The organism is Streptomyces sp. NPDC006384 (genome assembly GCF_042870695.1).
Lineage (GTDB): Bacteria > Actinomycetota > Actinomycetes > Streptomycetales > Streptomycetaceae > Streptomyces.
In genome coordinates, this window is record NZ_JBIAHR010000003.1 from 308,151 (window position 1) to 330,210 (window position 22,060).

Below are 22,060 nucleotides of genomic sequence, written 5' to 3' on the forward strand. Positions count from 1 at the left end.
GGTCCCATGGAGTACACGCAGCTCGGACGCACGGGACTCAAGGTCAGCCGGCTCGTCCTCGGCACCATGAACTTCGGTCCGCAGACCGACGAGGCCGACAGCCACGCGATCATGGACGCGGCGCTGGACGCCGGCATCAACTTCTTCGACACCGCCAACGTGTACGGCTGGGGCGAGAACAAGGGCCGCACCGAGGAGATCATCGGCAACTGGTTCGCCAAGGGCGGCGACCGGCGCGACAGGACCGTCATCGCCACCAAGGTGTACGGCAACATGGGCGCCGACGGCGAGGCGTGGCCCAACCACGACAAGCTCTCCGCCGTGAACATCCGCCGGGCCGTCGACGCCAGCCTGAAGCGGCTGCGGACCGACCGCATCGACCTGTACCAGTTCCACCACATCGACCGCGCCACCGGCTTCGACGAGATCTGGCAGGCGATCGACGTCCTGGTCCAGCAGGGCAAGATCCTGTACGCCGGCTCGTCCAACTTCCCCGGCTACAAGATCGCCCAGGCCAACGAGGCCGCCGCCCGCCGCGGCGGCACCATCGGCCTGGTCAGCGAGCAGTGCCTCTACAACCTGGCCGAGCGCCGCGCCGAGATGGAGGTCATCCCGGCCGCGCAGGACTACGGCCTCGGCGTCATCCCCTGGTCGCCGCTGCACGGCGGCCTGCTCGGCGGCGTCCTCCGCAAGGAGGCCCAGGGCGTCCGCCGCGCCTCCGGCCGGGCGGCCGAGACCCTCGCCGACCCGGCGAAGCGGGCGCAGATCCAGGCGTACGAGGACCTGCTCGACAAGCACGGCGTCGAGCCCGGCGAGGCCGCGCTGGCCTGGCTGCTGACCCGGCCCGGCGTGACCGGCCCGATCGTCGGCCCGCGCACCGCCGAACAGCTCACGTCGGCGCTGCGCGCGGTGGAGCTGGAGCTGTCGGACGAGCTGCTGGCCGGGCTGGACGAGATCTTCCCGGGTCCGGGTCCCTCGCCGGAGGCGTTCGCCTGGTGACGGGGTGAGCGGGGCGGCGGCCGCCCCTCCGGAGGGCTAACCGACCGCCGCCGCCACCGCCACCACGACGAGCATCAGCACGAGCACACCGGCCATGATCCGGTTACGGGTCTTCGGGTCCACGCCCCCGAGCCTAACCGGACCCGCCCAGCGGGCTGCGGGCGACCGTCTCGTAACGGGGCTGCTCGCCCGGCACCCCGGACCTCGGCAGGTCGCTGCGCACCAGCGCCAGGTCCGTCACGGTCCAGGCGCGGCCGGTGAAGCCGGCCAGCGCGTCGACGTACGGCCCCACGTCGTACGCCGCCCGGCTGCGGGCCACCGTCAGGTGGGCCTTGTAGCTCCGGTGCTCGCCCCTCTCCACGCCCGCCCTGCGCCCCGCCGACTCCGCGCGGCCCGCGAGCAGCCGCAGCGCCGCCAGGTCGCCCTCCGCCCCCACCCACAGGGCCCGCCCGTGCCCGAAGTGCCCGCCGCCGCGCAGCGCCAGCCCGAAGGGCGCGGTGCGGTGCGCGGCCCGCGCCAGCCGTGCCGACAGGTCCGGCACCAGGTCGTCGTCGACCTCCCCGTAGAAGGCGAGCGTGAGGTGCCACCCGGGGCGCCCGGTCCACCGCAGCCCGTCCGCACCGGGCAGCCTCTTCAGCGCGGCCACCTCGGCGGCCAGGGCGGCGACGACGTCCTCGGGCGGCAGCACGGCGGCGAAGAGTCTCATGCCGTCAGTCTCCTCCGGGGAACACGCGTGCGTTCCTCCGTGTCCTGGGCACCGTGCGTATCGTTGTACTGCGCGGCTGTACCCGTGTCGGGGGCGACCGGGGAGGAGCGCCACGATGACCGTCCTTGACGACAGGATCGAGATGGCCGAGGAGAGCGCCGAGCTGACTCTGGACGTCATGTTCGAGTGGCTCGAGAAGATGCCCGTCCCCGAGGGATACAAGACCGAGATCGTCGGGGGTCACATCTTCATGACGCCGCAGCGGGACACCCACTGGGACATCATCGCGGACATCTACGACCAGCTGCGCACCAAATACCCGCGCAAGCGCGTCAAGTCCGACGCCCGCATGGACTACCCGGGGCATCTCAACGGCTTCGCCTCCGACGTCGTCGCCCTGGCCGAGGGCGCCGAGCGGGACGACAAGGGGCACTGGCGCCCCGCGGACGTCGAGTTCGTCGCCGAGGTCGTCTCCAGGAGCACCGCCGGCAACGACTACGGCCCCAAGAAGGACACCTACGCCACCGCAGGCGTCCCGGTGTACCTGATCGTCGATCCGTACACCGGCGAGTGGCACCTCCACACCCTCCCCAAGGACGGCACGTACCACAGCTCCGTCAGCTTCGGCTTCGGCGAGGACATCGACCTCACCGGCACCGTCGTCGGCCTCACCCTCAGGACCGGAGACTTCCCCCGCGACTGATCCGGGCCCCGCTCACCCCACCCGCGCCGGTTCCTTCCGGCGTCCGCGCGGGACGAGGCGCACCCGGGGGTGGCCTCGGTGCCAGGCGACCGTCAGGCGCAGGTCGCCGGCGCGGGCCAGGATCAGGCCGATGACGACCGCGGCCGTGGCCGCGACGGCGCCGCCCGCGGCGAAACCGGCCCGGGCGCCGTAGGTGTCGGTGACCCAGCCGACGACGGGGGCGCCGACCGGGGAGCCGCCGAGGAACACCATCATGTACAGGGCCATCACGCGGCCCCGCATGGCCGGGTCGGTGGACATCTGGATGCTGGTGTTGGCGGTGACGTTGACCGTCATGCTGAAGACGCCGATCGGGACCATCAGCAGCGCGAACAGCCACAGCGTCGGGGCCGCCGCCGCGACGATCTCCAGGACGCCGAAGGCGAGGGCCGCCGCGATCAGGACGCGCAGCCGGGCCGTGCCGCGCCGGGCGGCGAGCAGCGCGCCGGCCAGGGAGCCGACGGCCATCAGGGTGTTGAAGAGGCTGTACTCGCCGGCGCCCGCGTCGAAGACGTCGTCGGCGAAGGCGGACAGGAAGACCGGGAAGTTGAAGCCGAAGGTGCCGATGAAACCGACCAGGACGACGGTCCAGAGCAGCTCGGGGCGCCCGGCGACGTAGCGCAGGCCCTCCCGCAGCTGGCCCTTGCCGCGCGGGGCGCGCCGGACGGGGTGCAGCTCGCGGGCGCGCATCAGCAGCAGGCAGCTCAGCGGCGCGACGAAGGACAGGCCGTTGGCGAGGAACGCCCAGCCGGTGCCCACCCCGGTGATCATGAGGCCGGCGACGGCGGGGCCGACCAGGCGGGCGGACTGGAAGTTGGCCGAATTCAGACTGACCGCGTTCTGCAGCTGGTCGCGGCCGACCAGCTCGGCGACGAAGGACTGGCGGGCCGGGTTGTCGACGACGGTGGCCAGGCCCATCGCGAAGGCGGCGACGTAGACGTGCCAGACCTGGACGTGCCCGGTCAGGGTGAGGGCGGCGAGGGCGAGCGCGGTCAGCGCCATCGCGGACTGGGTGACCAGCAGCGCGGGCCGCTTGCGCAGCCGGTCGACGAGGACGCCGCCGTAGAGGCCGAAGAGCAGCATCGGCAGGAACTGCAGGGCGGTGGTGATGCCGACGGCCGCGGAGGAGCCGGTGAGGCTGAGCACCAGCCAGTCCTGGGCGATGCGCTGCATCCAGGTGCCGATGTTGGAGACGACCTGGCCCAGGAAGAACAGGCGGTAGTTCCTGACCTTCAGGGAGGCGAACATGGACGTCCGGCGCGGGGCCCCGCAGGCCCCGGCGGCCTTCGGCGGGGAGTCGTCGTGGTCGGGTGCGGGGGCGGAAGCTGCTCCGGGTCCCGTACTCAAAAGGTTCGCCTCCTCGCCGTCGCCGCCCACAGGGCTGTCTACAGGTGTGCGAGCTTCTCCAGCACGGGGGCCGCCGCGCGCAGCCTGGCCCACTCGTCCTCGTCGAGTTCCTCGGCCAGCGCGGCCAGGAACGCGTTCCGTTTGCGGCGGCTCTCCTCGAGCATCACCACGGCCTGCTCGGTCTGCGTCACGACCTTCTGGCGCCGGTCCTCGGGGTGCGGCTCCAGCCGGACCAGCCCCTTGGCCTCCAGCAGCGCCACGATGCGGGTCATCGACGGCGGCTGGACGTGTTCCTTGCGGGCGAGCTCACCCGGGGTGGCCCTGCCGCAGTTCGCCAGGGTGCCGAGCACCGACATCTCGGTGGGGCTGAGCGACTCGTCGACCCGCTGGTGCTTGAGCCGACGGGACAGCCGCATCACGGCGGAGCGCAGGGAGTTCACGGCGGCAACGTCGTCGCCATGGTTGAGGTCCGGCATGTTTCTTAGCGTAACTCATTAGTCTCGCGAAGTACTAATGCGTTCCCGGCCGTGTGCCCGTGACCCACGCCACCGAAACCCGGGATTCACCCGAACGAGTGAGCTGTTTCCGGAAACCGGAGCGTCGGCCGGCCGGCCCGGCGACCCTCGTGCGCATGGGGACCAGCGTGCTCAGCCTGCGGATGGACGGGGAGCTGCTCGAGCGGCTCCGGCACCATGCGGCGAAAAGAGGAATGAGCGTCCAGGACTATGTCCTGCGGACGCTCATGCGCAACGACTTCGACGAGCGGTTCCGGTCCGCCGTCGAGGAGACGGAACGGTTCTACGGGGTCCCGTGACGTAGACCCGCGACGGGACTCCGCAGAACCGTGACCCCGTGGAACCGTTCCGGACGGATCAGGTCAGGCCCAGGGCCGGCATCAGGTAGTAGAAGGCGAAGACCGCCGACACCACGTACATCGCCACCGGCACCTCACGGCCCCGCCCGGACGCCAGGCGCAGCACCGAGAAGGTGACGAAGCCCATGCCGATGCCGTTGGTGATCGAGTAGGTGAACGGCATCATCAGCATCGTCACGAAGGCCGGGATGGCGATGGTGAAGTCGGACCAGTCGATCTCCCGGATCGAGCCGGCCAGGATCAGGAAGCCGACCGCGATCAGCGCCGGGGTGGCCGCCTGGGACGGGACCATCGTGGCGACCGGCGTGAGGAAGAGCGCCATGGCGAACAGTCCGCCGGTGACGACGCTGGCGAAGCCGGTGCGGGCGCCCTCGCCGACGCCGGCGGTGGACTCCACGAAGCAGGTCGTCGCCGAGGCGGAGCCGGCGCCGCCGGCCGCGACCGCGATGCCGTCGACGAACAGGACCTTGTTGATGCCCGGCATCTGGCCCTCGCCGTCGGTCAGCTTCGCCTCGTCGCTGACGCCCATGATCGTGCCCATCGCGTCGAAGAAGCACGACAGCAGCACGGTGAAGACGAACAGCACGCCGGTCAGCACGCCGACCTTCTCGAAGCCGCCGAACAGGCTGACCTCGCCGATCAGCCCGAGGTCGGGCGCGGAGACGGGGTTGCCGGGCCACTCGGGGGTGGTCAGACCCCAGGAGGGGATGTCGGCGACGGCGTTGATGATCACCGCGAGGGCGGTCATCACGACGATGGAGATCAGGATCGCGCCCGGGGTCTTGCGGACGATCAGCGCGAGGGTCAGCAGCACGCCGAGGACGAAGACCAGCACCGGCCAGCCGTGCAGGTGGCCGCCCGTGCCCAGCTGGAGCGGGACGGTGGTGTGGGCGGCGTCCGGCATCCGGGTGACGAACCCGGAGTCGACCAGGCCGACGATCATGACGAACAGGCCGATGCCGATGGAGATGGCCTTGCGCAGGCCGTAGGGCACGGCGTTCATCACGCGCTCGCGCAGGCCGGTGGCGACCAGCAGCATCACGACGAAACCGGCCAGCACCACCATGCCCATGGCGTCCGCCCAGGACATCCGCGGGGCGAGCTGGAGGGCGACGACCGAGTTCACGCCGAGACCGGCGGCGAGCGCGATCGGGACGTTGCCGATGACGCCCATCAGCAGCGTTCCGAACGCCGCCGTCAGCGCGGTCGCGGTGACCAGCTGGCCGTTGTCCAGCTGGTGGCCGTACATGTCCTTCGCGCTGCCCAGGATGATCGGGTTCAGCACGATGATGTAGGCCATCGCGAAGAAGGTGGCGAAACCGCCCCGGATCTCACGGGGCAGCGTGCTGCCGCGCTCGGAGATCTTGAAGTAGCGGTCGAGGGCGTTCTGCGGAGGCCGCCGGTCCTGGGGCGGCTCGGGGGACAGAGGGGCCTTGGCACTGGCCGAGGTGGGCATGCGAATCCTCATCACCAACAGGTTCCCCCACGGCCTTGTTGGTGTTTTCTACGAATGAAAGCGGTCAGAAACAAACGGATTCAGTATGAACGTATGAGCTCCGGATGGCTATCTCCGCGCGTAGACCCGTGCGGGAAGTGGCCCCGCGGGCCCCTGCCGCCACGGCGTGCGGGCCCGTGCAGCGGCGCGGAGGAGGCCGGGCGGCGCGCCGGAAAGAGGCGCGCGCCGCCCTCGTAAGCTGTACGCATGGCGAAGTGGACACCTACGCATGAGGCGCCGGAGCCCCTGGAGGGCCCCGTGGTCGCGACCATCACCGGCGGCACCGTCCTCTGGTTCGTCCTCTTCCTGGCCCAGCTGCCCTTCTACGGCTGGTTCGACGACCACGGGCACACCTGGTGGGTGTGGACCTGCCTGGCCGGCGGCGGACTCGGCCTGATCGGCATCTGGTACGTCCGCAGGCGCGACGCCGCGATCAGGCGTTCCCGCGCGGAACGGGGCGGCGTCTGATACCCGCGCCCGTGCCGGCCGGCACGGGCACCCCGGTCGGGCCGCACCTGCTCCGGCCGGATAACGCCCCCGCGTTCCTCGCCTTCGAGCGGGAGAACCGGGCCTGCTCCGCCGCCTCCGTCCCCGACCGCGGCGACGACTGCTTCGCCCGGTTCGACGAGCGGCACCGCGCGCTGCCGGCCGAGCAGGAGGCCGGGATCTCCTTCTTCCCCGTGCCGACCGGCCCCGGCGGCGAGGTGCTCGGACGGGTCGACCTCGTGGACGCGGAGCAGGGCGTCGCCGATCTCGGCCGCCGGATCGCGGAGCGGGCCGCCGGACGGGGACCGGCCCCACGGGCCGTGCGGGAGGTCTGCGGACTCGCCGCCCGCGCGTACGGGCCGACCGCGCCGCGGGCCGTGACCACTCTCGACAACGCGGCGTCGCAGGCCGTGCCGGCCCGCACCGGGTCCGTCCGCACCGGCGGGACGCGGCTCGACGGGTTCCCCGGTCTGACGTATCTGCGCACCCTCTGGTACCACGGCACCACCGGGCGGGCCGCACCCTCCTTCCCCGGTCGGATCTTTCGCCCACTCGGTGGGTGAAGCCGCAAACCCGCACGTAACGTCGGACGCATGACGCATATCGACGCCGACGCCGCACGCGGTCCCGCGCATCCGCCGCCTCCGTCGTCGCCGGAGACGGGGCTGACCGCGGCCGAGGTCGCCGAGCGGGTGGCGCGCGGACAGGTCAACGACGTGCCGGTGCGCAGCAGCCGCTCGCTCGGCGAGATCGTCCGCGGCAACGTCTTCACCCGGTTCAACGCGATCATCGGCGTGCTGTGGGTGATCATGCTGGTCGTGGCGCCGATCCAGGACAGCCTGTTCGGCTTCGTGATCCTCGCCAACACCGGCATCGGCATCGTCCAGGAGTGGCGGGCGAAGAAGACCCTGGACTCCCTGGCCCTGATCGGCGAGGCCAGACCGGCCGTGCGCCGGGACGGCCGGACGGCCGAGATCAGCACGGGACAGATCGTGCTGGACGACGTCATCGAGATCGGCCCCGGCGACAAGGCCGTCGTCGACGGGGTGTGCGTCGAGGCGGACGGGCTGGAGATCGACGAGTCGCTGCTGACCGGCGAGGCCGACCCCGTCGTCAAACGGCCCGGCGACGAGATCATGTCGGGCAGCTTCGTGGTCGCGGGCGGCGGCGCCTTCCGCGCCTCGAAGGTGGGGCGCGAGGCCTACGCCGCACAGCTCGCCGAGGAGGCGTCCCGCTTCACCCTCGTCCAGTCCGAGCTGCGCTCCGGCATCTCCACGATCCTCAAGTACGTCACCTGGATGATGGTGCCGACCGCGATCGGTCTGGTCCTCAGCCAGCTGCTCGCCGAGAACGACGAGCTGGACGACTCGATCGCGCGCGCGGTCGGCGGCATCGTGCCCATGGTCCCGGAGGGCCTGGTCCTGCTGACCTCCGTCGCCTTCGCGATCGGCGTCGTACGGCTGGGCCGCAAGCAGTGCCTCGTCCAGGAACTGCCCGCCATCGAGGGCCTCGCCCGCGTCGACACCGTCTGCCTGGACAAGACCGGCACCCTCACCGAGGGCGGCATGGACGTCACCGGGCTGCGTCCGCTCGGTGACGCCGACGAGGAGTACGTCCGCGCGGTGCTCGGTGCCCTCGGCGAGTCCGACCCGCGTCCGAACGCCTCCCTGCAGGCGATCATCGACGCCTATCCCGTCGCCCGGGTCGCCGACGACTGGCGCTGCACCGAGTCCCTGCCCTTCTCCTCCGCCCGCAAGTACGCGGGCGCCACCTTCGACGAGAGCGACGGCGCCTCCAGCACCTGGCTGCTGGGCGCCCCCGACGTGCTGCTGGCCGAGAACGACCCCGCCCTCGCCGAGACGGCGCGGCTCAACGAGCAGGGCATGCGGGTCCTGCTGCTGGCCCGCGCCGCGCGGGACCTCGACGATCCCGAGGTCGCCGACGACGTCACACCCACCGCCCTGGTCGTCCTGGAGCAGCGGCTGCGCCCGGACGCCGCCGACACCCTGCGCTACTTCGCCGACCAGGACGTGCGCGCCAAGGTCATCTCCGGGGACAACGCGGTCTCCGTCGGCGCGGTCGCCGCCAAGCTGGGGCTGTCCGGCACCACCGTCGACGCGCGCCGGCTGCCCGCCGACCGGGACGGCATGGCCGGGGAGCTGGAGGCGGGCACGGTGTTCGGGCGGGTCACCCCGCAGCAGAAACGGGACATGGTCGGCGCCCTCCAGTCGCGCGGGCACACGGTCGCGATGACCGGCGACGGCGTCAACGACGTCCTGGCGCTGAAGGACGCCGACATCGGCGTGGCGATGGGCTCCGGGTCGGAGGCCACGCGGGCGGTCGCGCAGATCGTGCTGCTGAACAACAGCTTCGCCACGCTGCCGTCGGTGGTGGCCGAGGGCCGCCGGGTCATCGGCAACATCACCCGCGTCGCGACCCTGTTCCTGGTCAAGACGGTGTACTCGGTGCTGCTGGCGGTCCTGGTGGTGTGCTCGCGGGTCGAGTATCCCTTCCTGCCCCGCCACCTGACCCTGCTGTCCACCCTCACCATCGGCGTCCCGGCCTTCTTCCTGGCCCTCGCCCCGAACAAGGAGCGGGCCAGGCCGCACTTCGTCCGCCGGGTGATGCGGTACGCGGTCCCCGGCGGCGTGGTGGCCGGCGCGGCGACCTTCCTGACGTACCTCCTGGCCCGGCGGCACTACAGCGGGCCGGACGCCCTGGCCGCGGAGACCAGCGTGGCGACGCTGACGCTGTTCCTGATCTCGATGTGGGTGCTGGCGATCGTCGCCCGGCCCTACACCTGGTGGCGGGTGCTGCTGGTCGCGGTGATGGGCCTGGCCTTCCTGGTGGTGCTGGCGGTGCCGTGGCTGCAGGACTTCTTCGCGCTGAGGCTGGTGGGCCACACGATGCCGTGGGCCGCCGTCGGCGTGGCGGTCGCCGCCGCGGTCCTGCTGGAGCTGGCGTGGCGGTGGGTGGCCCGGCGCTTCCCGGCCTGACCGGGCCCCGGACCGGGACCTCGCGCACCGATGCTCGTGGCTCGTGGGGGGAGGCACCCCTCCCGAAAACCGTGAGCGTTCAGGCCCGTAGTGTCCTCGGTGCGCTCATCCGAGCGGGCCGAGGACACTTTCACGCCGACTGCTCACGGAAAAAGGGAGAGGTCCCTAGTCGAACCAGCGGTCCCGGGCCAGTTCCTCCGTGCGGGACGGGTCCTCCAGGAGCGCCGCGACCTCGAAGCGGCGGGGCCACTGGCCGGCCGACCAGGCGAGGCCCGCGGCGACGCCCTCCAGCGTCGCGGCGTGCAGCACGCCGTCGGGCGTGAGCCGCCAGTCGATCTCCACACCGTCGACGACCAGCTCCTCGTGCTCCAGGTACGACGCCGGGGTCCGCGCGCCGAGCAGCACCCGCACCGGCTCCGGCACGTCGTGCTCGGTGCCCTCGGAGTGGACCTCGCCGGTGACGGTCTCGCTCAGCCGCCGCACCTGGAACAGCTCGGCCAGTGCGGCGGCGAGCGCCGGGCCGACCGGCAGCAGCGGGACGCCGGAGGTGAAGGGCAGCAGGTCGGGCGAGTCGGCCACGACGGCGTCGGCGGCGTCCACCACCTCGACCCGGCCGTCGCGCACGGCCCGTACCTCGTCCGGGAGGGTGACCTGTTCCGGGTCCAGCCCGGCCAGCGCGCCGTACAGGGCGTGCAGCTGGGCGGCCGTGACCGGGCGGTCCGGGTCGGCGAGCCGGTCCAGCAGCTCGGCCGCGCCGCCGGGCTCGTCGAGGAGGGCGGCGACGGAGGTGCGCACGCCGAGCGCCCGCAGCACCTGCTCGTCCTCGAAGCCGGACGCGTCGGCCTCGTCGTACAGGCCGCGCAGCAGCGGGTCGCTCCCGGCGGCGCGCAGTCCGGCCGGGCGGCGCCCGCCGAGCACCGGGTGCCCGCGCAGCCACCACGCGGTGTAGGGCCGTACGGTCTCGTGGGTGCCGTCGTGCAGCAGGACGCGCACCGGCTGGACCAGGGCGTCCCGCAGCGGGGGCTGGGCCAGCAGGGCGAGGGCCTCGGGCCAGCGGTCGTCGTCGACGAGGTCGAGGTCGCGCACGGCGACGATCTCGGTGGCGACCGGCGGCACGGGGCTGTCCGGGAAGCGGTCGAGGACGTCCTCGCTCCACACGTCCACGGCGTCCAGCAGGCCCGCGTCGTCGGGCTCGGCGAAGTCGCCCTCGCGGGGCTCCAGTTCGTCCGGGTCCAGGACGACGTCGGTGGCGCGGACGAGGGCGAAGGTGACGAGGACACCGCAGGCGGCGAGCGTCCCGGGCCCCCACTTCTCGGCGAACTCCGCGTCTACGGAGGCGAGTTCGTCCTCGCGCATGACCTGGGCGAAGGGGCCGCCGGGGAAGACGAGTTCGCCGGCCGGGGAGAGTTCGCCGTCCTCGTCGGGCAGCGCGAGCGCGCCGAGCCACGGCTCGTCGCCCGGTTCGAGCCCGGCGTCGCGGACCAGGGCGAGGACCGTGTCGGCGAGCTCCTCCGCGTCGAGGGTGTCCTCCTCCCAGTTCGCGCCGCCCTCGTCGTCCAGGGAGGCGGCGACGGCGGCCCGGACCTGCGGGGTGGTGAGCACGGCGCGCGGGGTGGCCGGGAGGGCGCCGAGCTTCTCCAGCAGCGGGTGGGCGGCGTCCGGGTGGGCGACCTTGAGACCGAGGCGGGTGAGGACCTCGGGGGCGGGGGAGGCGGCGTCCGGGGAGGGCAGCAGCACCTGGCGGGGGCCGAGGGTGGTCCGGCCGTCGGCCAGGGGCACCGGCAGTCCGGTCAGCCGGTCGGGGTCGACACCGGCGAGGCTGTCGTAGAGCCGCCGCCACCAGGCGGGGGGCTTCTCCAGTCCGGCCAGCCGGTCGATCGCGTCGGTCAGCGGCACCCGGGCCACGCCCAGGGTGCGCAGCTCGGCCCGGCGCTCCAGCCCCGCGGGCAGCAGGGTCGGCAGCACCTCGGCGAGCACCCGCACCGTCTCGGCGCCCGCACCCTCGACCACCTCGGCGTCCCGGGGCCGCAGCGACTCGGGCAGCTCCCCGAGGTCCGGCACCCCGGCCGGCCCCTCGGCGTCCGCACCGTGCGGCTCGGCGGCGTGCGGCTCGGCGGCATGCGGTTCGGCGGCATGCGGTTCGGCGGCCGGCGGCAGGAAGGAGGTGCGCGGCAGCCGGTCGAGGATCGCCTGCCGCAGCGCCCCGTCCAGTTCCCCCTTGCCCAGCGGTCCGGGCACGAGGCCGATGATCCCGGCGGTGACCGGGCGCCAGTCGGCGAGCAGCCCGGCGTAGGCGTCCGCCGCGCGCTGCGTCAGGAAGTCGGTCAGCGGCCCCGGCGCGGCGTGCCGGCGGGTGGAGTCCAGCGGGAAGGAGGCGATGAGCAGGGCGGGCACGCCGAGGGGCTCGTCGCTCGGCGTGGGGGCGTGCACGACGGGGCTGGTGCGGGGCCGGACGGGACCGCCGTAGGCGTCCACGGGCACCGCCCAGGTCACGGACCAGTGGGGACGCAGTCGCTCCTCCACCGGCCGGTCGGCGAGCAGTTCGGGCGTGAGCGGCCCGTGCGCGGCGGCGGTGCGCCACCGGGTGGTGCCCTCCCGCGAGTCCTCGACGACGGTGAGGGCCCCCTCGGCACGGCGGCGCAGGGTGCGCACCTCGTCGCCGGCCTCGATGACTACCTCCTCCAGCCCCGGCAGGGCGAGCAGCAGGGCGTCGTCGACGGCGCGCAGGAGCCGTTCGGCGAGGTCGGCGGCGGCCGTGTCGCGCAGCGGCAGGATGACGGCCGTGTCGTACGGGTCGGGGGCGCTGCCCTCGGCAGGGAACGGCAGCCGCAGCAGCGGCACATGGCCGTCGCGCCGCCGGATCTCGTCGCCGAGGCCGGGGCTGTGCCGCGCGGTGTCGGCGGCCAGTTCCCGCGCCTCGGCCAGGGACCAGCGCACACCGCCGTGCCGGCCGACGACGGCGGGCTCGTCGGTGACGGCGAGGACGGCGGCGAAACCGACCCCGAACCGGCCGACGGCGCCCTCACCGCCCTCGCGCTTGGCGGAGGCGCGCAGCGTGGACAGCGACTCGGCGCCGGCCGCGTCCAGCGGGGCACCGGTGTTGGCGGCGACGAGGACGCCGCCGCGCAGGGTCAGCCGGAGCCGGCCGGGCACGCCCGCGCGGGCAGCGGCGTCGGCGGCGTTCTGGGCCAGCTCGACGACCAGCCGGTCGCGGTAGCCGCCGAGGACGAGGTCCTCCTCGGCGTTGGCGTCCTCACGGAACCGGGCGGGGCTCGTCGCCCAGGCGTCCAGCACCCCGCGCCGCAGACGTGCCGTAGCGAAGGGGTCGGCGCCCTCGGCGGCGGGCCGCACGAACATGCTCACGGTGATCTCTCCTCATCGGGGCCCTGATCTGCGTGAGGTCGAAGGTACCCCTCCGCCCGCCGACGGCACGCACGGCGCCGTGTTCCGCCTCAGCCGCCGGACACGTACGGGACGAAACGCGCCCACGCGCCCGGGGCGAAGACGATCCGGGGACCCGCGACGTCCTTGGAGTCACGAACGTGGACGGCGCCGGGAGTGAGAGCCAGCTCGACACAGGAGTTGCCGTCGTTTCCACCGCTGTAACTGCTCTTGAACCACGCCAGCTCGGAGGCGTCTCCGGCGGAGACCTTGCGCATCATGTCTCTCCCAGCAGTTGTTTCGATGAAGGCCGGCGACTCGTGTGGAGAGAGCGCCTGCACCCGGATCGGGCCGTTCAGTCGCCGGACGCGTACGGGACGAAGCGTGCCCACGCCTCCGGGGCGAAGACGATCCGGGGACCCGCGGCGTCCTTGGAGTCACGAACGTGGACGGTGCCGGGGGTGAGAGCCAGTTCGACGCAGGACTCACCGTTGGTGCCACCGCTGTAGCTGCTCTTGAACCACGCCAGGTCGGAGGCGTCTCCGGCGAATGCCTTGCGCATCATGTCTCTCCCAGCAGTTTCTCGATGAAGGCAGATGACTCCCGAGGCGGGAGGGCCTGCGCTCGGATGGTGCCATATTGCAGCTCCAGGATGCGGAGCTGTTTGGGGTCGGAGACCGGCCGTCCGTTGAACAGGCCATCGGCGCGTCCCACCGCCGTACCGTCCGGGAACTTCAGCAGCTCGATCCTGCCGTCCAGCCCCGGGTGCGGCTCGGTGTTCGTCGGCATCACCTGAAGCGTGACGTTACGCAACCGCCCTACCTCCAACAGGCGTTCGAGCTGCCGCCGCCAGGCCATTGTGCCCCCTACCACTCGGTGCAGCGGAGCCTCTTCGAGGACGAAGTGGATCGACGGGGCGGGGTCACGCTCGAAGACCGACTGTCGGGCCAGACGAGCGCCCACCATGCGTTCCACATCGTCCGGGGAATAGGGCGGCTGGGCCGCCCCGATCAGGGCCCGTGCGTGCTCGGGCGTCTGCAACAGCCCGGCGATGATGTTGCACTCGTACACCCCGATCTCTACCGCCTTGGCCTCCAGCTTGCCCAGCTCCCGAACCTTCTTCGGGTACCGGACCTTCTTCACGTCCTCCCAGGTCGCCGCGATGAGCCCGCCCGCGTCCAGGACCTCGTCGGCCCTGTCCAGGTACTCCTGCCGGGGGATCCGCTTGCCGCCCTCGACCTTGTAGACGAGGTCCTCCCCGTACCCGACCGCCGCCCCGAACTCGGCGGCCCGCATCCCCACGGCCTCCCGCCGCAGTTTCAACTGCCGTCCCACGGTGGCGATGACGGCGACGCCCCACTCGTCGTCCGGGTCCACCTCCCACCCCGGCTCGTCCGCCTCGTCCCCGAGCCGTCCCGGCTCCGCCTCGACCGCCGTCATCCCGCGCCCCTTCGTCGTCCTGGCCGTATGACTCCCGGCGCTCTACCCGTACGCCCCGCTCCGACAGCCCCGACAGCACCGGACAAGCTCCGGACAGTGACCGTACGCACCCGCCGAGTCACTTCTCACGGTACGCACACACCACCACGCTGAGTGACGTGAACCAGAAATCCGCCGAACCCACGACGCCCGTCCGCGACTTCAGCGTGCAGCTCTCCCCCACACCGCGCGGCGCCCGCCTGGCCCGTCTGCTCGCGACCGAGCAACTCCGTTCCTGGGGGCTGCCGCTGGACCCGGCCCGCCTCGTGATCGCCGAACTGGCCAACAACGCGAGCGCCCACGGACGCGTCCCCGGCCGCGACTTCCGGCTCGCCCTCCACGTCGTCGGCGACACCCTGCGCATCGAGGTCACGGACACCCGGGGCGAACGGATCCCCGAACTGCGGGCACCCGCCCCGGACGCGGAATCGGGCCGCGGACTGCTGCTCGTGGAGGCGCTGGCCCACCGCTGGGGAGTGACCGAGGGCCGCTTCCCGCGCAAGACCGTCTGGGCCGAACTGCGCTGTACGCCACCGCGACCCGGGTTCTGAAGCTCCGGTGGTTCCGGTGCCCTGCCAAGAACAAGAACCCGGGGAAAAGCACCCCGCCGAGCCCCGCCTTTCCGCCCGAGGCCGGCGATCACTCGGCCGGGTGAACATCACCGGCTCGGCTGGATTTCCGGGTCTCCGACGCCCCACTCTCAGCGCAGGCAAGAACTCCTGAAAAGACTTCGGCCCCCGCTGGGACTGCAATCCCGGCGCGAGGGCCTACCACCAAGGAAGCAAGGAAAAGGAACCTTCCCGATGGGTACCCGAAACCTTAGCGCGCCCACGCGCGCCCAGTCAGCCCTCGCCGCCGATCCGACCCGTACGCGTCACCACGGCGGCGGACTCGTCCACGACAACACCCGCCACACCACCCGCTTCGTGGTGATCGGCAATCACCTCGTCCAGCACAAGGAACTGTCCCTGCTGGCGATCGGCCTCGGCTGCCACCTCCAGTCGCTGCCCACCGGAGCCAGCGCCGACATCAAGACGCTCACCGCCCGCTTCCCCGAAGGCGCCACCCGCATCGCCGCCGCCCACCTCGCCCCCGGCGTCGCCGCCTGGCTCGAACGCGACCTCACCCCCACCGCCGTACGCGACGCCCTGACCACCGGCCTGCCCGACGAGCCCCTGCGCCGCCCCGCCGCGCTCCTCGCCCACCGCCTCACCGCCCAGCTGCCGCCCCCGCCGCCCTTCCGCGCACCCGCCACCCCGCCCCCGCCCCGCTACGGGCTCCGCACCTGCGACGGCTGCGACCGGGCCTTCCGCGCCCCCGACACCCGGACCCACTGCCGTGACTGCCTCACCACAGCCGCCCCCATCCATGAAGCAGGCGAGTAATCCCATGGTCAGCCCGCCCCACGAGGCGATGCACCGCATCTTCCAGCACGACCCCGGCCTCTTCAGCCGCGTCTCACGCTTCCTCGGCGTCGACATCCCCCAGCCCACCGGGGCCACCGCCCTGCCCACCGACCTCACCGAGGCCAGTCCCGTAGAACGCCGCGTCGACACACTCCTGCGCCTCGAAACCGCGGAACAGGGCCCCTTCCTCCTGGCCGTCGAGGCCCAGGGCAAGAGGGACCCGGACAAGCCCGCGAGCTGGGCGTACTACGTCTCCTACCTGTGGACGAAGTACCGGCTGCCCACGACACTCCTCGTCGTCTGCCAGGACCACGCCACCGCCGCATGGGCCCAGAAGGCGACCAGCAGCGGACCGCCCCAACTGCCCACCCTCACCCTGCGGCCCCTGGTCGCCGGCCCGCACAACATGCCGGTGATCACCGACCCGGACGAGGCCCGCGCCGACCTCGTCCTCGCCAGCCTCGCGGCCATCACGCACGCTGCCGGACCGGCCGTCGATGCGATACTGAAAGCTCTGTCCACCGCGCTGCGGGACACGCCGGAAGACATCGCTGGTCCCCTCGTCGAATTCACCGCACACGGACTGGGCAACCGCCCGGCCAAGCACCTCTGGAGGAACCTGGTGGCCGTGGACCTCTCCTTCTACAAGTCCTACATCTCCGAAGAAATCCGTGACGAAGGCCGGGCACAGGGCCGGGCGGAGGACATCATCCTGGTGCTGGAGCAGCGCGGTCTGCCCGTCCCCGACGACGTCCGCACGCGTATCACGCAATGCGCCGACCCGGAGGTCCTCCGCCACTGGCTCGCCCGCGCCGTCACCGCGCCGACCGCCGAGACGATCTTCGAAGACGACTGACCGCGGCGGGACGCCCGGCACGCAAGCCGGGCCTCCCGCTCACCGCCCGTCACGAATGCCCGAGCTCCGCCGACGTCTCGTCCACGGACACCGGCACCGACCCGGAGTCCGGCGCGGGCCGCAACGGGAACGGGTCGATCCGCGTCTCGTCGATCACCGGCGGCGCCGGCTGCGGGGTCTTCGGCATGACCGCGGCCTCGGAGTGACCGCCGCAGCCGTAGGCCAGGGAGACGACGCGGCCGTCCGCCGGGGAGAACTCGTTGGCGCACACCCCGAAGGCCTGGCCGAGCGAACCGCCGATGCGGGCGAGGAAGCCGCAGGAGACACAGGAGGCGGGGGCCGCCTGCGCCATCGGGGTCTGCGGGCCGAAGGCCTCCTCCCAGCGCTCGGCGGCGATGCGCAGGCCGTAGCGGGAGAGCACCCGCGCGCGGCGCAGACCCAGCTCGTCGGCGACCGCCGCGATCGTGCCGCGGGCCGGGACCGTCGGCAGCCCGGCCGGGGACCCGCCCGTGACCTCGGCGTCCTCGGCCTCGACCAGGTCGGCCATCTCGTGGGAGACGACGGAGTTCGGCGGCGGCTCGTCCTCGCCGGTCCAGCCCGGCTCCAGCCGCAGGTCCTCCGCGTCGGTGGGCAGCAGATCGCCCGGCCCCATGTCACCGGGGCGCAGCCGCTCGCTCCACGGCACCCACTCGGGCGCGAGGAGGGCGTCGGGCCCGGGCAGCAGCACCGCCTCGTCGACGGTGACGATCCTGGCGCGGGAGGCGCGCGCGACGGTGACGGCCCAGCGCCAGCCGCGGTAGCCGGGCTCCTTGGCGGCGAAGTGGTGCGTGACGACCCGGTCGCCCTCCGACACCATCCCCTCGTGCTCGCCGACGACGCCGGGGGCGGCGACATCCTCGGCTGCGGCGCGGGCGAGGTCGACGGCCTCTGCGCACAGGCGGTCAGGGGTGCGGCTTCGCGTTGTCGCTGCGCTCACAGGTATCGCTTCTCTCCATACGCCGTCTCACGAGTGCGCCGCTGCCTGCGAGGGGGCGGACGGAGCGGACCCGTGGACCGCGTCGACGTCCGCGCCCGATCGCGCTCGGGCACACCTACGTCATCCATTCTGCGGGATGGCCGTGAGGCGCGCGGCCGAGAACGTTCGCCACGGCGCGCTAGGCACGCTACCTGTTCCCGTGCGCTGGGCCTACACCGACGGGAGTTTCGGCCCGGGCACGATCCCGCGCCGGGCGGCCCCCGGCGGCGTCGGTGACACCGGGCCCGGCACCCGGCCGATCGGCGCCATCCGTGCCGTAACGGTGCTGGAACACCGGCTGCCGGGGCACTATGACGGGGTGGCAGCCGCACGAACGGAGTTCAGGAACGGAAGCCGGGGACACGGTCCCGGACGCCTGCGCGCAGTGGGCCGCGCCCTGCGCCTGCCGGTGACCGGGACCGCGCGCGGCATCCGCCGGGCGACGCACGCGCACGGCGCCGGCGAGTCCGGCCTCGGCAAACTCATCGAACTGCACGGGGTGAACGGCGCCGGCGACGTCATGATCACCGTCGCCCTCGCCTCCACCGTCTTCTTCTCCGTGCCGACGGACGAGGCGCGCGGCCGGGTCGCGCTCTACCTCGCCATCACCATGGCCCCGTTCACCCTCCTCGCCCCCGTCATCGGGCCGGTCCTGGACCGCGTCCCGCACGGCCGGCGCGCCGCCATGGCGACGGCGATGGGGGCCCGCGCGCTGCTCGCGCTGGTGCTGTCGGGTGCGGTGATCACCGGCAGCATCGAGATGTACCCGGCCGCGCTCGGTGTGCTGGTCGCCTCCAAGGCGTACGGCGTGGTCAGGAGCGCCGTGGTGCCGCGGCTGCTGCCGCCCCGGTTCTCCCTGGTGAAGGCCAACTCCCGGGTCACGCTGTGCGGGCTGCTCGCCACCGGCGTCGCCGCGCCCGTCGCGGCCGGGCTGCAGCAGCTCGGGCCGCGCTATCCGCTGTACGGCGCCTTTGTGATCTTCGTCGCGGGGACCGTGCTGTCGTTCACGCTGCCGCGGAAGGTGGACTCGGCGCGGGGCGAGGACCGGGCGCTGCTCGCCGCCGACGAGCGGCACCTGCACGGGCCGCGCCGCGGGCCCGGCAAGCGGCCCGGACTGCGCACGGTGGGCCCGGCGGTCACCCACGCGCTGGCCGCCAACGCCGCCATCCGCTGCCTGACCGGCTTCCTGATCTTCTTCCTCGCCTTCCTGCTGCGCGTCCATCCGATGACGGGTCAGAGCGCCGCCGTGTCGCTCGGCATCGTGGGCGTCGCGGCCGGCACGGGCAACGCGCTGGGCACGGCGGTCGGGGCGTGGCTGCGGTCGCGGGCGCCGGAGATCATCATCGTGACGGTCGTCGCGATCGTGCTCGGCGCCGCGCTGACGGCGGCGGTGTTCTTCGGGGCGGTGCTGGTGGCGTGCCTGGCCGCGGTGGCCGGTTTCGCGCAGGCGCTGGCCAAGCTGTCGCTGGACGCGCTGATCCAGCGGGACGTGCCGGAGGCGGTCCGCACCTCGGCGTTCGCCCGCTCGGAGACGCTGCTGCAGGTCGCCTGGGTGCTCGGCGGCGCCGTCGGCATCGCGCTGCCGCTGAACGGCACGCTGGGCCTGTCGGTGGCCGCCGCCATCGTCGCCGCCGGATGGCTGACCACCGTGCGGGGGCTGGTCGACTCGGCCCGGCACGGGGGCGCGGCGCGGGCCAGGGTGGCGTGACCACGCCGCGCCGCCCCCAGGTGGGGGGTCGGCGGGAGGCGCAATATAGCCTTTCTTCCATGACCACGTTGCCCCGCGGCGCAGCCGCCATCGGACACCGCGTTGTGCGACGCCGCCGTGCCGTCGCCGCCGCCGGTGCCGTTTCCGCCGGACTGCTCCTGCTGTCCGCCTGTGACGAGCCGACCGCCATGTCCACGATCACGGTCGGCAGTGACTCGGTCAGCTCCGAGGCCACCTGCGGCGGGGAGGGCAAGGCCCTCTCCGACGCCGAGATCAACAAGTGCCTGAAGGACAAGGACGCGAAGTCCATCAAGGTCGGCCAGGACGAGACCGTCCGCTTCGGCGTCGACCCGGAGGTCGGCGACGACCACTGGACGATCCTGATGAACGGGCAGCAGCTGGTCGACGACAGCAAGAAGACCTACCGCACCATCCCCGGCAGCGTCTTCTTCAACGCCCAGTACGGCGCCCAGGGCGACTCGACCAACGTCGCCGTCGCCGCCCGCGACGGCAAGGACGGCAGCGAGAAGGTCACCGCCGTGTGGGTCTTCAAGCTGGAGAAGGACGACTGACCACGTCCCCCGTACGCGTCCTCGTGGCCACCGCGGTCCCCGTCGAACGGGACGCGGTGGCCCAGGCGTTCCCGGCACCGGGAACATCCGTGTCCCGTCCCGGGGTGACCCTGTATCAGCTTCCCGGCGGCGGCCCGGACCTCCTGGCGGCCGGCGTCGGCCCCGCCCTCGCCGCCGCCTCCACCGCCGCCGCCCTGACCGCCGCGGCCCTGGAGGGCGCCCCGTACGGCCTGGTCGTCTCGGCCGGCATCGGCGGCGGCTTCGCACCCGACGCGCCCGTCGGCTCCCTCGTCGTCGCCGACGAGATCACCGCCGCCGACCTGGGCGCCGAGACCGCCGACGGCTTCCTGCCCGTCACCGGCCTGGGCTTCGGCACCGTCACCCACCGCCCGCCCGCCCCGCTCGTGCGCGCCGTGGCCGCCGCGACCGGCGCCCGCACCGGCACCGTCCTGACCGGATCCACCGTCACCGGCACCGCCGCACGCGCCGGGCTGCTGCGCGCCCGCCACCCGCGTGCCCTCGCCGAGGCCATGGAGGGCTTCGGCGTCGCCGAGGCCGCCGCCGCGCACGGGGTGCCCGTGCTGGAGCTGCGCGCGGTCTCCAACCCGGTCGGCCCGCGCGACCGCGCCGCCTGGCGCATCGGCGACGCGCTCGCCGCCCTGACGGACGCCTTCGGGAAGCTCGCCCCCGTTCTCGAGAGTTGGAACCCCCATGACGACTGAGCCCCTGCGGATCGCGTACTCGCCCTGCCCCAACGACACCTTCGTCTTCGACGCCCTGGCCCACGGCCGCGTCCCCGGCGCCCCCGCCCTCGACGTGACGTTCGCCGACATCGACGTCACCAACGGCATGGCCGAGCGCGGCGAGTACGACGTGCTGAAGGTGTCGTACGCGGTGCTGCCGTACGTCCTCGGCGAGTACGCGCTGCTGCCGTGCGGGGGTGCGCTGGGCCGGGGCTGCGGGCCGCTGGTGCTGACCCGGGAGGCCGGCGCCGACCTCACCGGGCGCACGGTCGCGGTGCCGAGCGAGACGTCGACGGCGTATCTGCTGTTCCGGCTGTGGGCGGCGGACACCGTGCCCGGCGGGGTCGGTGAGATCGTCGTCATGCCGTTCCACGAGATCATGCCGGCCGTGCGGGACGGGAAGGTGGACGCCGGACTCGTCATCCACGAGGCCCGCTTCACGTACCGGAACTACGGGCTGCACAAGCTCGCCGACATGGGCGAGCACTGGGAGGACACCACCGGGCTGCCGATCCCGCTCGGCGCGATCATCGCCAGGCGGTCGCTGGGCGCCGAGACGCTGACCCGGCTCGCCGACGCCGTCCGCGCCTCCGTCCGCGCCGCCTGGGACGACCCGGAGGCCTCCCGCCCGTACGTCATGGAGCACGCCCAGGAGATGGACCCGGCCGTCGCCGACCAGCACATCGGGCTGTACGTCAACGAGTTCACGGCCGACCTCGGCGAGGACGGCTACGCGGCGGTCCGGGGCCTGCTGACCCGCGCCGCGGCCGAGGGACTCGTACCGCCCCTCGGCCCGGACGCGCTGGCGTTCCCGTAAGGCCCCCGGGAGGCCCGGGGGCCGGGAGGTCAGACGTCGAGCTGGTCGGCGACCGCGCGGAGCAGGCCGGCGATCTTCTTGCCGGCGGCCTTCTCGGGGTAGCGGCCCCGCTCCAGCATCGGCGTGATGTTCTCGAGGAGGGTCGTCAGGTCCTGCACGATGGAGGCCAGCTCGTCCGGCTTCCTGCGCTGGGCGGCGGCCACCGACGGGGCCGGCTCCAGCAGGGTCAGCGACAGCGCCTGGTCGCCGCGCTGCCCGGCGACGACACCGAACTCCACACGCTGGCCGGGCTTCAGCGCCTCGACTCCGGCGGGGAGGACCGAGGAATGGACGAAGACGTCACCGCCGTCGTCACGGGAGAGAAAGCCGAAGCCCTTCTCACTGTTGAACCACTTGACCTTGCCAGTCGGCACCGTCTGTCCTCGTCCTCGTACTCGT

Annotated in this window: 23 protein-coding genes; 13 read left to right on the forward strand and 10 right to left on the reverse strand. The window is 73.0% G+C overall.

The annotated features are described in order from the left end of the window. Positions 1 to 6: 6 nt before the first annotated feature. Positions 7 to 999 carry an aldo/keto reductase gene (locus ACFYOJ_RS05550; RefSeq protein WP_356553405.1) on the forward strand — a complete coding sequence of 331 codons (993 nt, stop codon included), beginning with the start codon at positions 7 to 9 and terminating at the stop codon, positions 997 to 999. A gap of 133 nt (positions 1,000 to 1,132) precedes the next feature. Here ACFYOJ_RS05550 and thpR read toward each other — a convergent pair whose 3' ends face one another. Continuing rightward, positions 1,133 to 1,705 carry an RNA 2',3'-cyclic phosphodiesterase gene (gene thpR / locus ACFYOJ_RS05555; RefSeq protein ID WP_356553403.1) on the reverse strand — a complete coding sequence of 191 codons (573 nt, stop codon included), beginning with the start codon at positions 1,703 to 1,705 and terminating at the stop codon, positions 1,133 to 1,135. A gap of 115 nt (positions 1,706 to 1,820) precedes the next feature. Between thpR and ACFYOJ_RS05560 the strand changes: the two genes are divergently transcribed. After that, the gene (locus ACFYOJ_RS05560; protein WP_356553401.1) at positions 1,821 to 2,408 is read left to right on the forward strand and encodes a Uma2 family endonuclease; all 588 of its coding nucleotides are present in this window, start codon (positions 1,821 to 1,823) and stop codon (positions 2,406 to 2,408) included. A gap of 12 nt (positions 2,409 to 2,420) precedes the next feature. Here the strand turns inward: ACFYOJ_RS05560 and ACFYOJ_RS05565 are convergent, their stop codons facing one another. Together ACFYOJ_RS05565 and ACFYOJ_RS05570 are read right to left on the reverse strand one after the other, a co-directional pair. Then, the gene (locus ACFYOJ_RS05565; RefSeq protein WP_356553400.1) at positions 2,421 to 3,794 is read right to left on the reverse strand and encodes an MFS transporter; all 1,374 of its coding nucleotides are present in this window, start codon (positions 3,792 to 3,794) and stop codon (positions 2,421 to 2,423) included. Between the two features lie 38 nt (positions 3,795 to 3,832). After that, the gene (locus ACFYOJ_RS05570; RefSeq protein ID WP_356553398.1) at positions 3,833 to 4,270 is read right to left on the reverse strand and encodes a MarR family transcriptional regulator; all 438 of its coding nucleotides are present in this window, start codon (positions 4,268 to 4,270) and stop codon (positions 3,833 to 3,835) included. Positions 4,271 to 4,425: 155 nt separating this feature from the next. Here ACFYOJ_RS05570 and ACFYOJ_RS05575 point away from each other — a divergent pair, with 155 nt between their 5' ends. Beyond that, entirely contained in the window at positions 4,426 to 4,608 is a 183-nt protein-coding gene (locus tag ACFYOJ_RS05575; RefSeq protein ID WP_356553397.1) for a ribbon-helix-helix protein, CopG family, read from the forward strand. 58 nt (positions 4,609 to 4,666) lie between these two features. Here ACFYOJ_RS05575 and ACFYOJ_RS05580 read toward each other — a convergent pair whose 3' ends face one another. Then, positions 4,667 to 6,124: an NCS2 family permease gene (locus ACFYOJ_RS05580; protein ID WP_356553544.1), complete on the reverse strand. Its 1,458-nt coding sequence runs from the start codon at positions 6,122 to 6,124 to the stop codon at positions 4,667 to 4,669. Between the two features lie 246 nt (positions 6,125 to 6,370). Between ACFYOJ_RS05580 and ACFYOJ_RS05585 the strand changes: the two genes are divergently transcribed. The 3 genes from ACFYOJ_RS05585 to ACFYOJ_RS05595 are packed head-to-tail and all read left to right on the forward strand — an operon-like array spanning position 6,371 to position 9,645. Then, on the forward strand, positions 6,371 to 6,631 hold the full coding sequence (locus ACFYOJ_RS05585; RefSeq protein ID WP_356553395.1) for a DUF2530 domain-containing protein: 261 nt from the start codon (positions 6,371 to 6,373) through the stop codon (positions 6,629 to 6,631). An 11-nt stretch (positions 6,632 to 6,642) separates the two neighbouring features. Continuing rightward, positions 6,643 to 7,212: a GNAT family protein gene (locus ACFYOJ_RS05590; RefSeq protein WP_356553393.1), complete on the forward strand. Its 570-nt coding sequence runs from the start codon at positions 6,643 to 6,645 to the stop codon at positions 7,210 to 7,212. Positions 7,213 to 7,242: 30 nt separating this feature from the next. Continuing rightward, positions 7,243 to 9,645, forward strand: a complete 2,403-nt coding sequence (locus ACFYOJ_RS05595; protein ID WP_356553392.1) for an HAD-IC family P-type ATPase — start codon at positions 7,243 to 7,245, stop codon at positions 9,643 to 9,645. A gap of 165 nt (positions 9,646 to 9,810) precedes the next feature. Here the strand turns inward: ACFYOJ_RS05595 and ACFYOJ_RS05600 are convergent, their stop codons facing one another. The 4 genes from ACFYOJ_RS05600 to ACFYOJ_RS05615 form a co-directional block, all read right to left on the reverse strand. Continuing rightward, on the reverse strand, positions 9,811 to 13,008 hold the full coding sequence (locus tag ACFYOJ_RS05600; protein ID WP_356553391.1) for a sacsin N-terminal ATP-binding-like domain-containing protein: 3,198 nt from the start codon (positions 13,006 to 13,008) through the stop codon (positions 9,811 to 9,813). Between the two features lie 89 nt (positions 13,009 to 13,097). Then, positions 13,098 to 13,307 carry a DUF397 domain-containing protein gene (locus tag ACFYOJ_RS05605; protein ID WP_356553389.1) on the reverse strand — a complete coding sequence of 70 codons (210 nt, stop codon included), beginning with the start codon at positions 13,305 to 13,307 and terminating at the stop codon, positions 13,098 to 13,100. 74 nt (positions 13,308 to 13,381) lie between these two features. Then, entirely contained in the window at positions 13,382 to 13,591 is a 210-nt protein-coding gene (locus ACFYOJ_RS05610) for a DUF397 domain-containing protein (RefSeq protein WP_356553388.1), read from the reverse strand. Beyond that, complete coding sequence (locus ACFYOJ_RS05615) at positions 13,588 to 14,466, reverse strand: helix-turn-helix transcriptional regulator (protein WP_356553386.1); 879 nt, start codon at positions 14,464 to 14,466, stop codon at positions 13,588 to 13,590. The genes ACFYOJ_RS05610 and ACFYOJ_RS05615 overlap by 4 nt, the downstream gene beginning before the upstream one ends. Before the next feature lie 158 nt (positions 14,467 to 14,624). Here ACFYOJ_RS05615 and ACFYOJ_RS05620 point away from each other — a divergent pair, with 158 nt between their 5' ends. The 3 genes from ACFYOJ_RS05620 to ACFYOJ_RS05630 all read left to right on the forward strand — a co-directional run bounded on the left by ACFYOJ_RS05620 (position 14,625) and on the right by ACFYOJ_RS05630 (position 16,767). Beyond that, positions 14,625 to 15,056, forward strand: a complete 432-nt coding sequence (locus ACFYOJ_RS05620; protein WP_356553384.1) for an ATP-binding protein — start codon at positions 14,625 to 14,627, stop codon at positions 15,054 to 15,056. Between the two features lie 252 nt (positions 15,057 to 15,308). Further along, on the forward strand, positions 15,309 to 15,890 hold the full coding sequence (locus tag ACFYOJ_RS05625) for a hypothetical protein (protein WP_356553383.1): 582 nt from the start codon (positions 15,309 to 15,311) through the stop codon (positions 15,888 to 15,890). Positions 15,891 to 15,894: 4 nt separating this feature from the next. Next, positions 15,895 to 16,767: a hypothetical protein gene (locus tag ACFYOJ_RS05630; protein ID WP_356553381.1), complete on the forward strand. Its 873-nt coding sequence runs from the start codon at positions 15,895 to 15,897 to the stop codon at positions 16,765 to 16,767. A gap of 49 nt (positions 16,768 to 16,816) precedes the next feature. On the opposite strand, the gene ACFYOJ_RS05635 is transcribed toward ACFYOJ_RS05630, so the two are convergent. Further along, the gene (locus ACFYOJ_RS05635; RefSeq protein WP_356553379.1) at positions 16,817 to 17,743 is read right to left on the reverse strand and encodes a DUF3027 domain-containing protein; all 927 of its coding nucleotides are present in this window, start codon (positions 17,741 to 17,743) and stop codon (positions 16,817 to 16,819) included. Between the two features lie 358 nt (positions 17,744 to 18,101). On the opposite strand from ACFYOJ_RS05635, the gene ACFYOJ_RS05640 reads away from it, so the two are divergent. From ACFYOJ_RS05640 to ACFYOJ_RS05655, 4 genes are read left to right on the forward strand one after another with little or no spacing between them, the layout of a single operon-like run. Next, positions 18,102 to 19,490: an MFS transporter gene (locus ACFYOJ_RS05640; RefSeq protein WP_356553377.1), complete on the forward strand. Its 1,389-nt coding sequence runs from the start codon at positions 18,102 to 18,104 to the stop codon at positions 19,488 to 19,490. 59 nt (positions 19,491 to 19,549) lie between these two features. Further along, positions 19,550 to 20,062 carry a DUF2771 domain-containing protein gene (locus tag ACFYOJ_RS05645; protein ID WP_356553375.1) on the forward strand — a complete coding sequence of 171 codons (513 nt, stop codon included), beginning with the start codon at positions 19,550 to 19,552 and terminating at the stop codon, positions 20,060 to 20,062. A gap of 23 nt (positions 20,063 to 20,085) precedes the next feature. Next, positions 20,086 to 20,784 carry a futalosine hydrolase gene (locus tag ACFYOJ_RS05650; RefSeq protein ID WP_356553542.1) on the forward strand — a complete coding sequence of 233 codons (699 nt, stop codon included), beginning with the start codon at positions 20,086 to 20,088 and terminating at the stop codon, positions 20,782 to 20,784. Beyond that, a complete protein-coding gene (locus ACFYOJ_RS05655) occupies positions 20,774 to 21,622 on the forward strand; it encodes a 1,4-dihydroxy-6-naphthoate synthase (protein ID WP_356553374.1) in 849 nt (282 codons plus the stop codon). The genes ACFYOJ_RS05650 and ACFYOJ_RS05655 overlap by 11 nt, the downstream gene beginning before the upstream one ends. Positions 21,623 to 21,651: 29 nt before the next feature. On the opposite strand, the gene ACFYOJ_RS05660 is transcribed toward ACFYOJ_RS05655, so the two are convergent. Next, complete coding sequence (locus ACFYOJ_RS05660) at positions 21,652 to 22,035, reverse strand: cold-shock protein (RefSeq protein WP_356553372.1); 384 nt, start codon at positions 22,033 to 22,035, stop codon at positions 21,652 to 21,654. Positions 22,036 to 22,060: the final 25 nt, after the last annotated feature.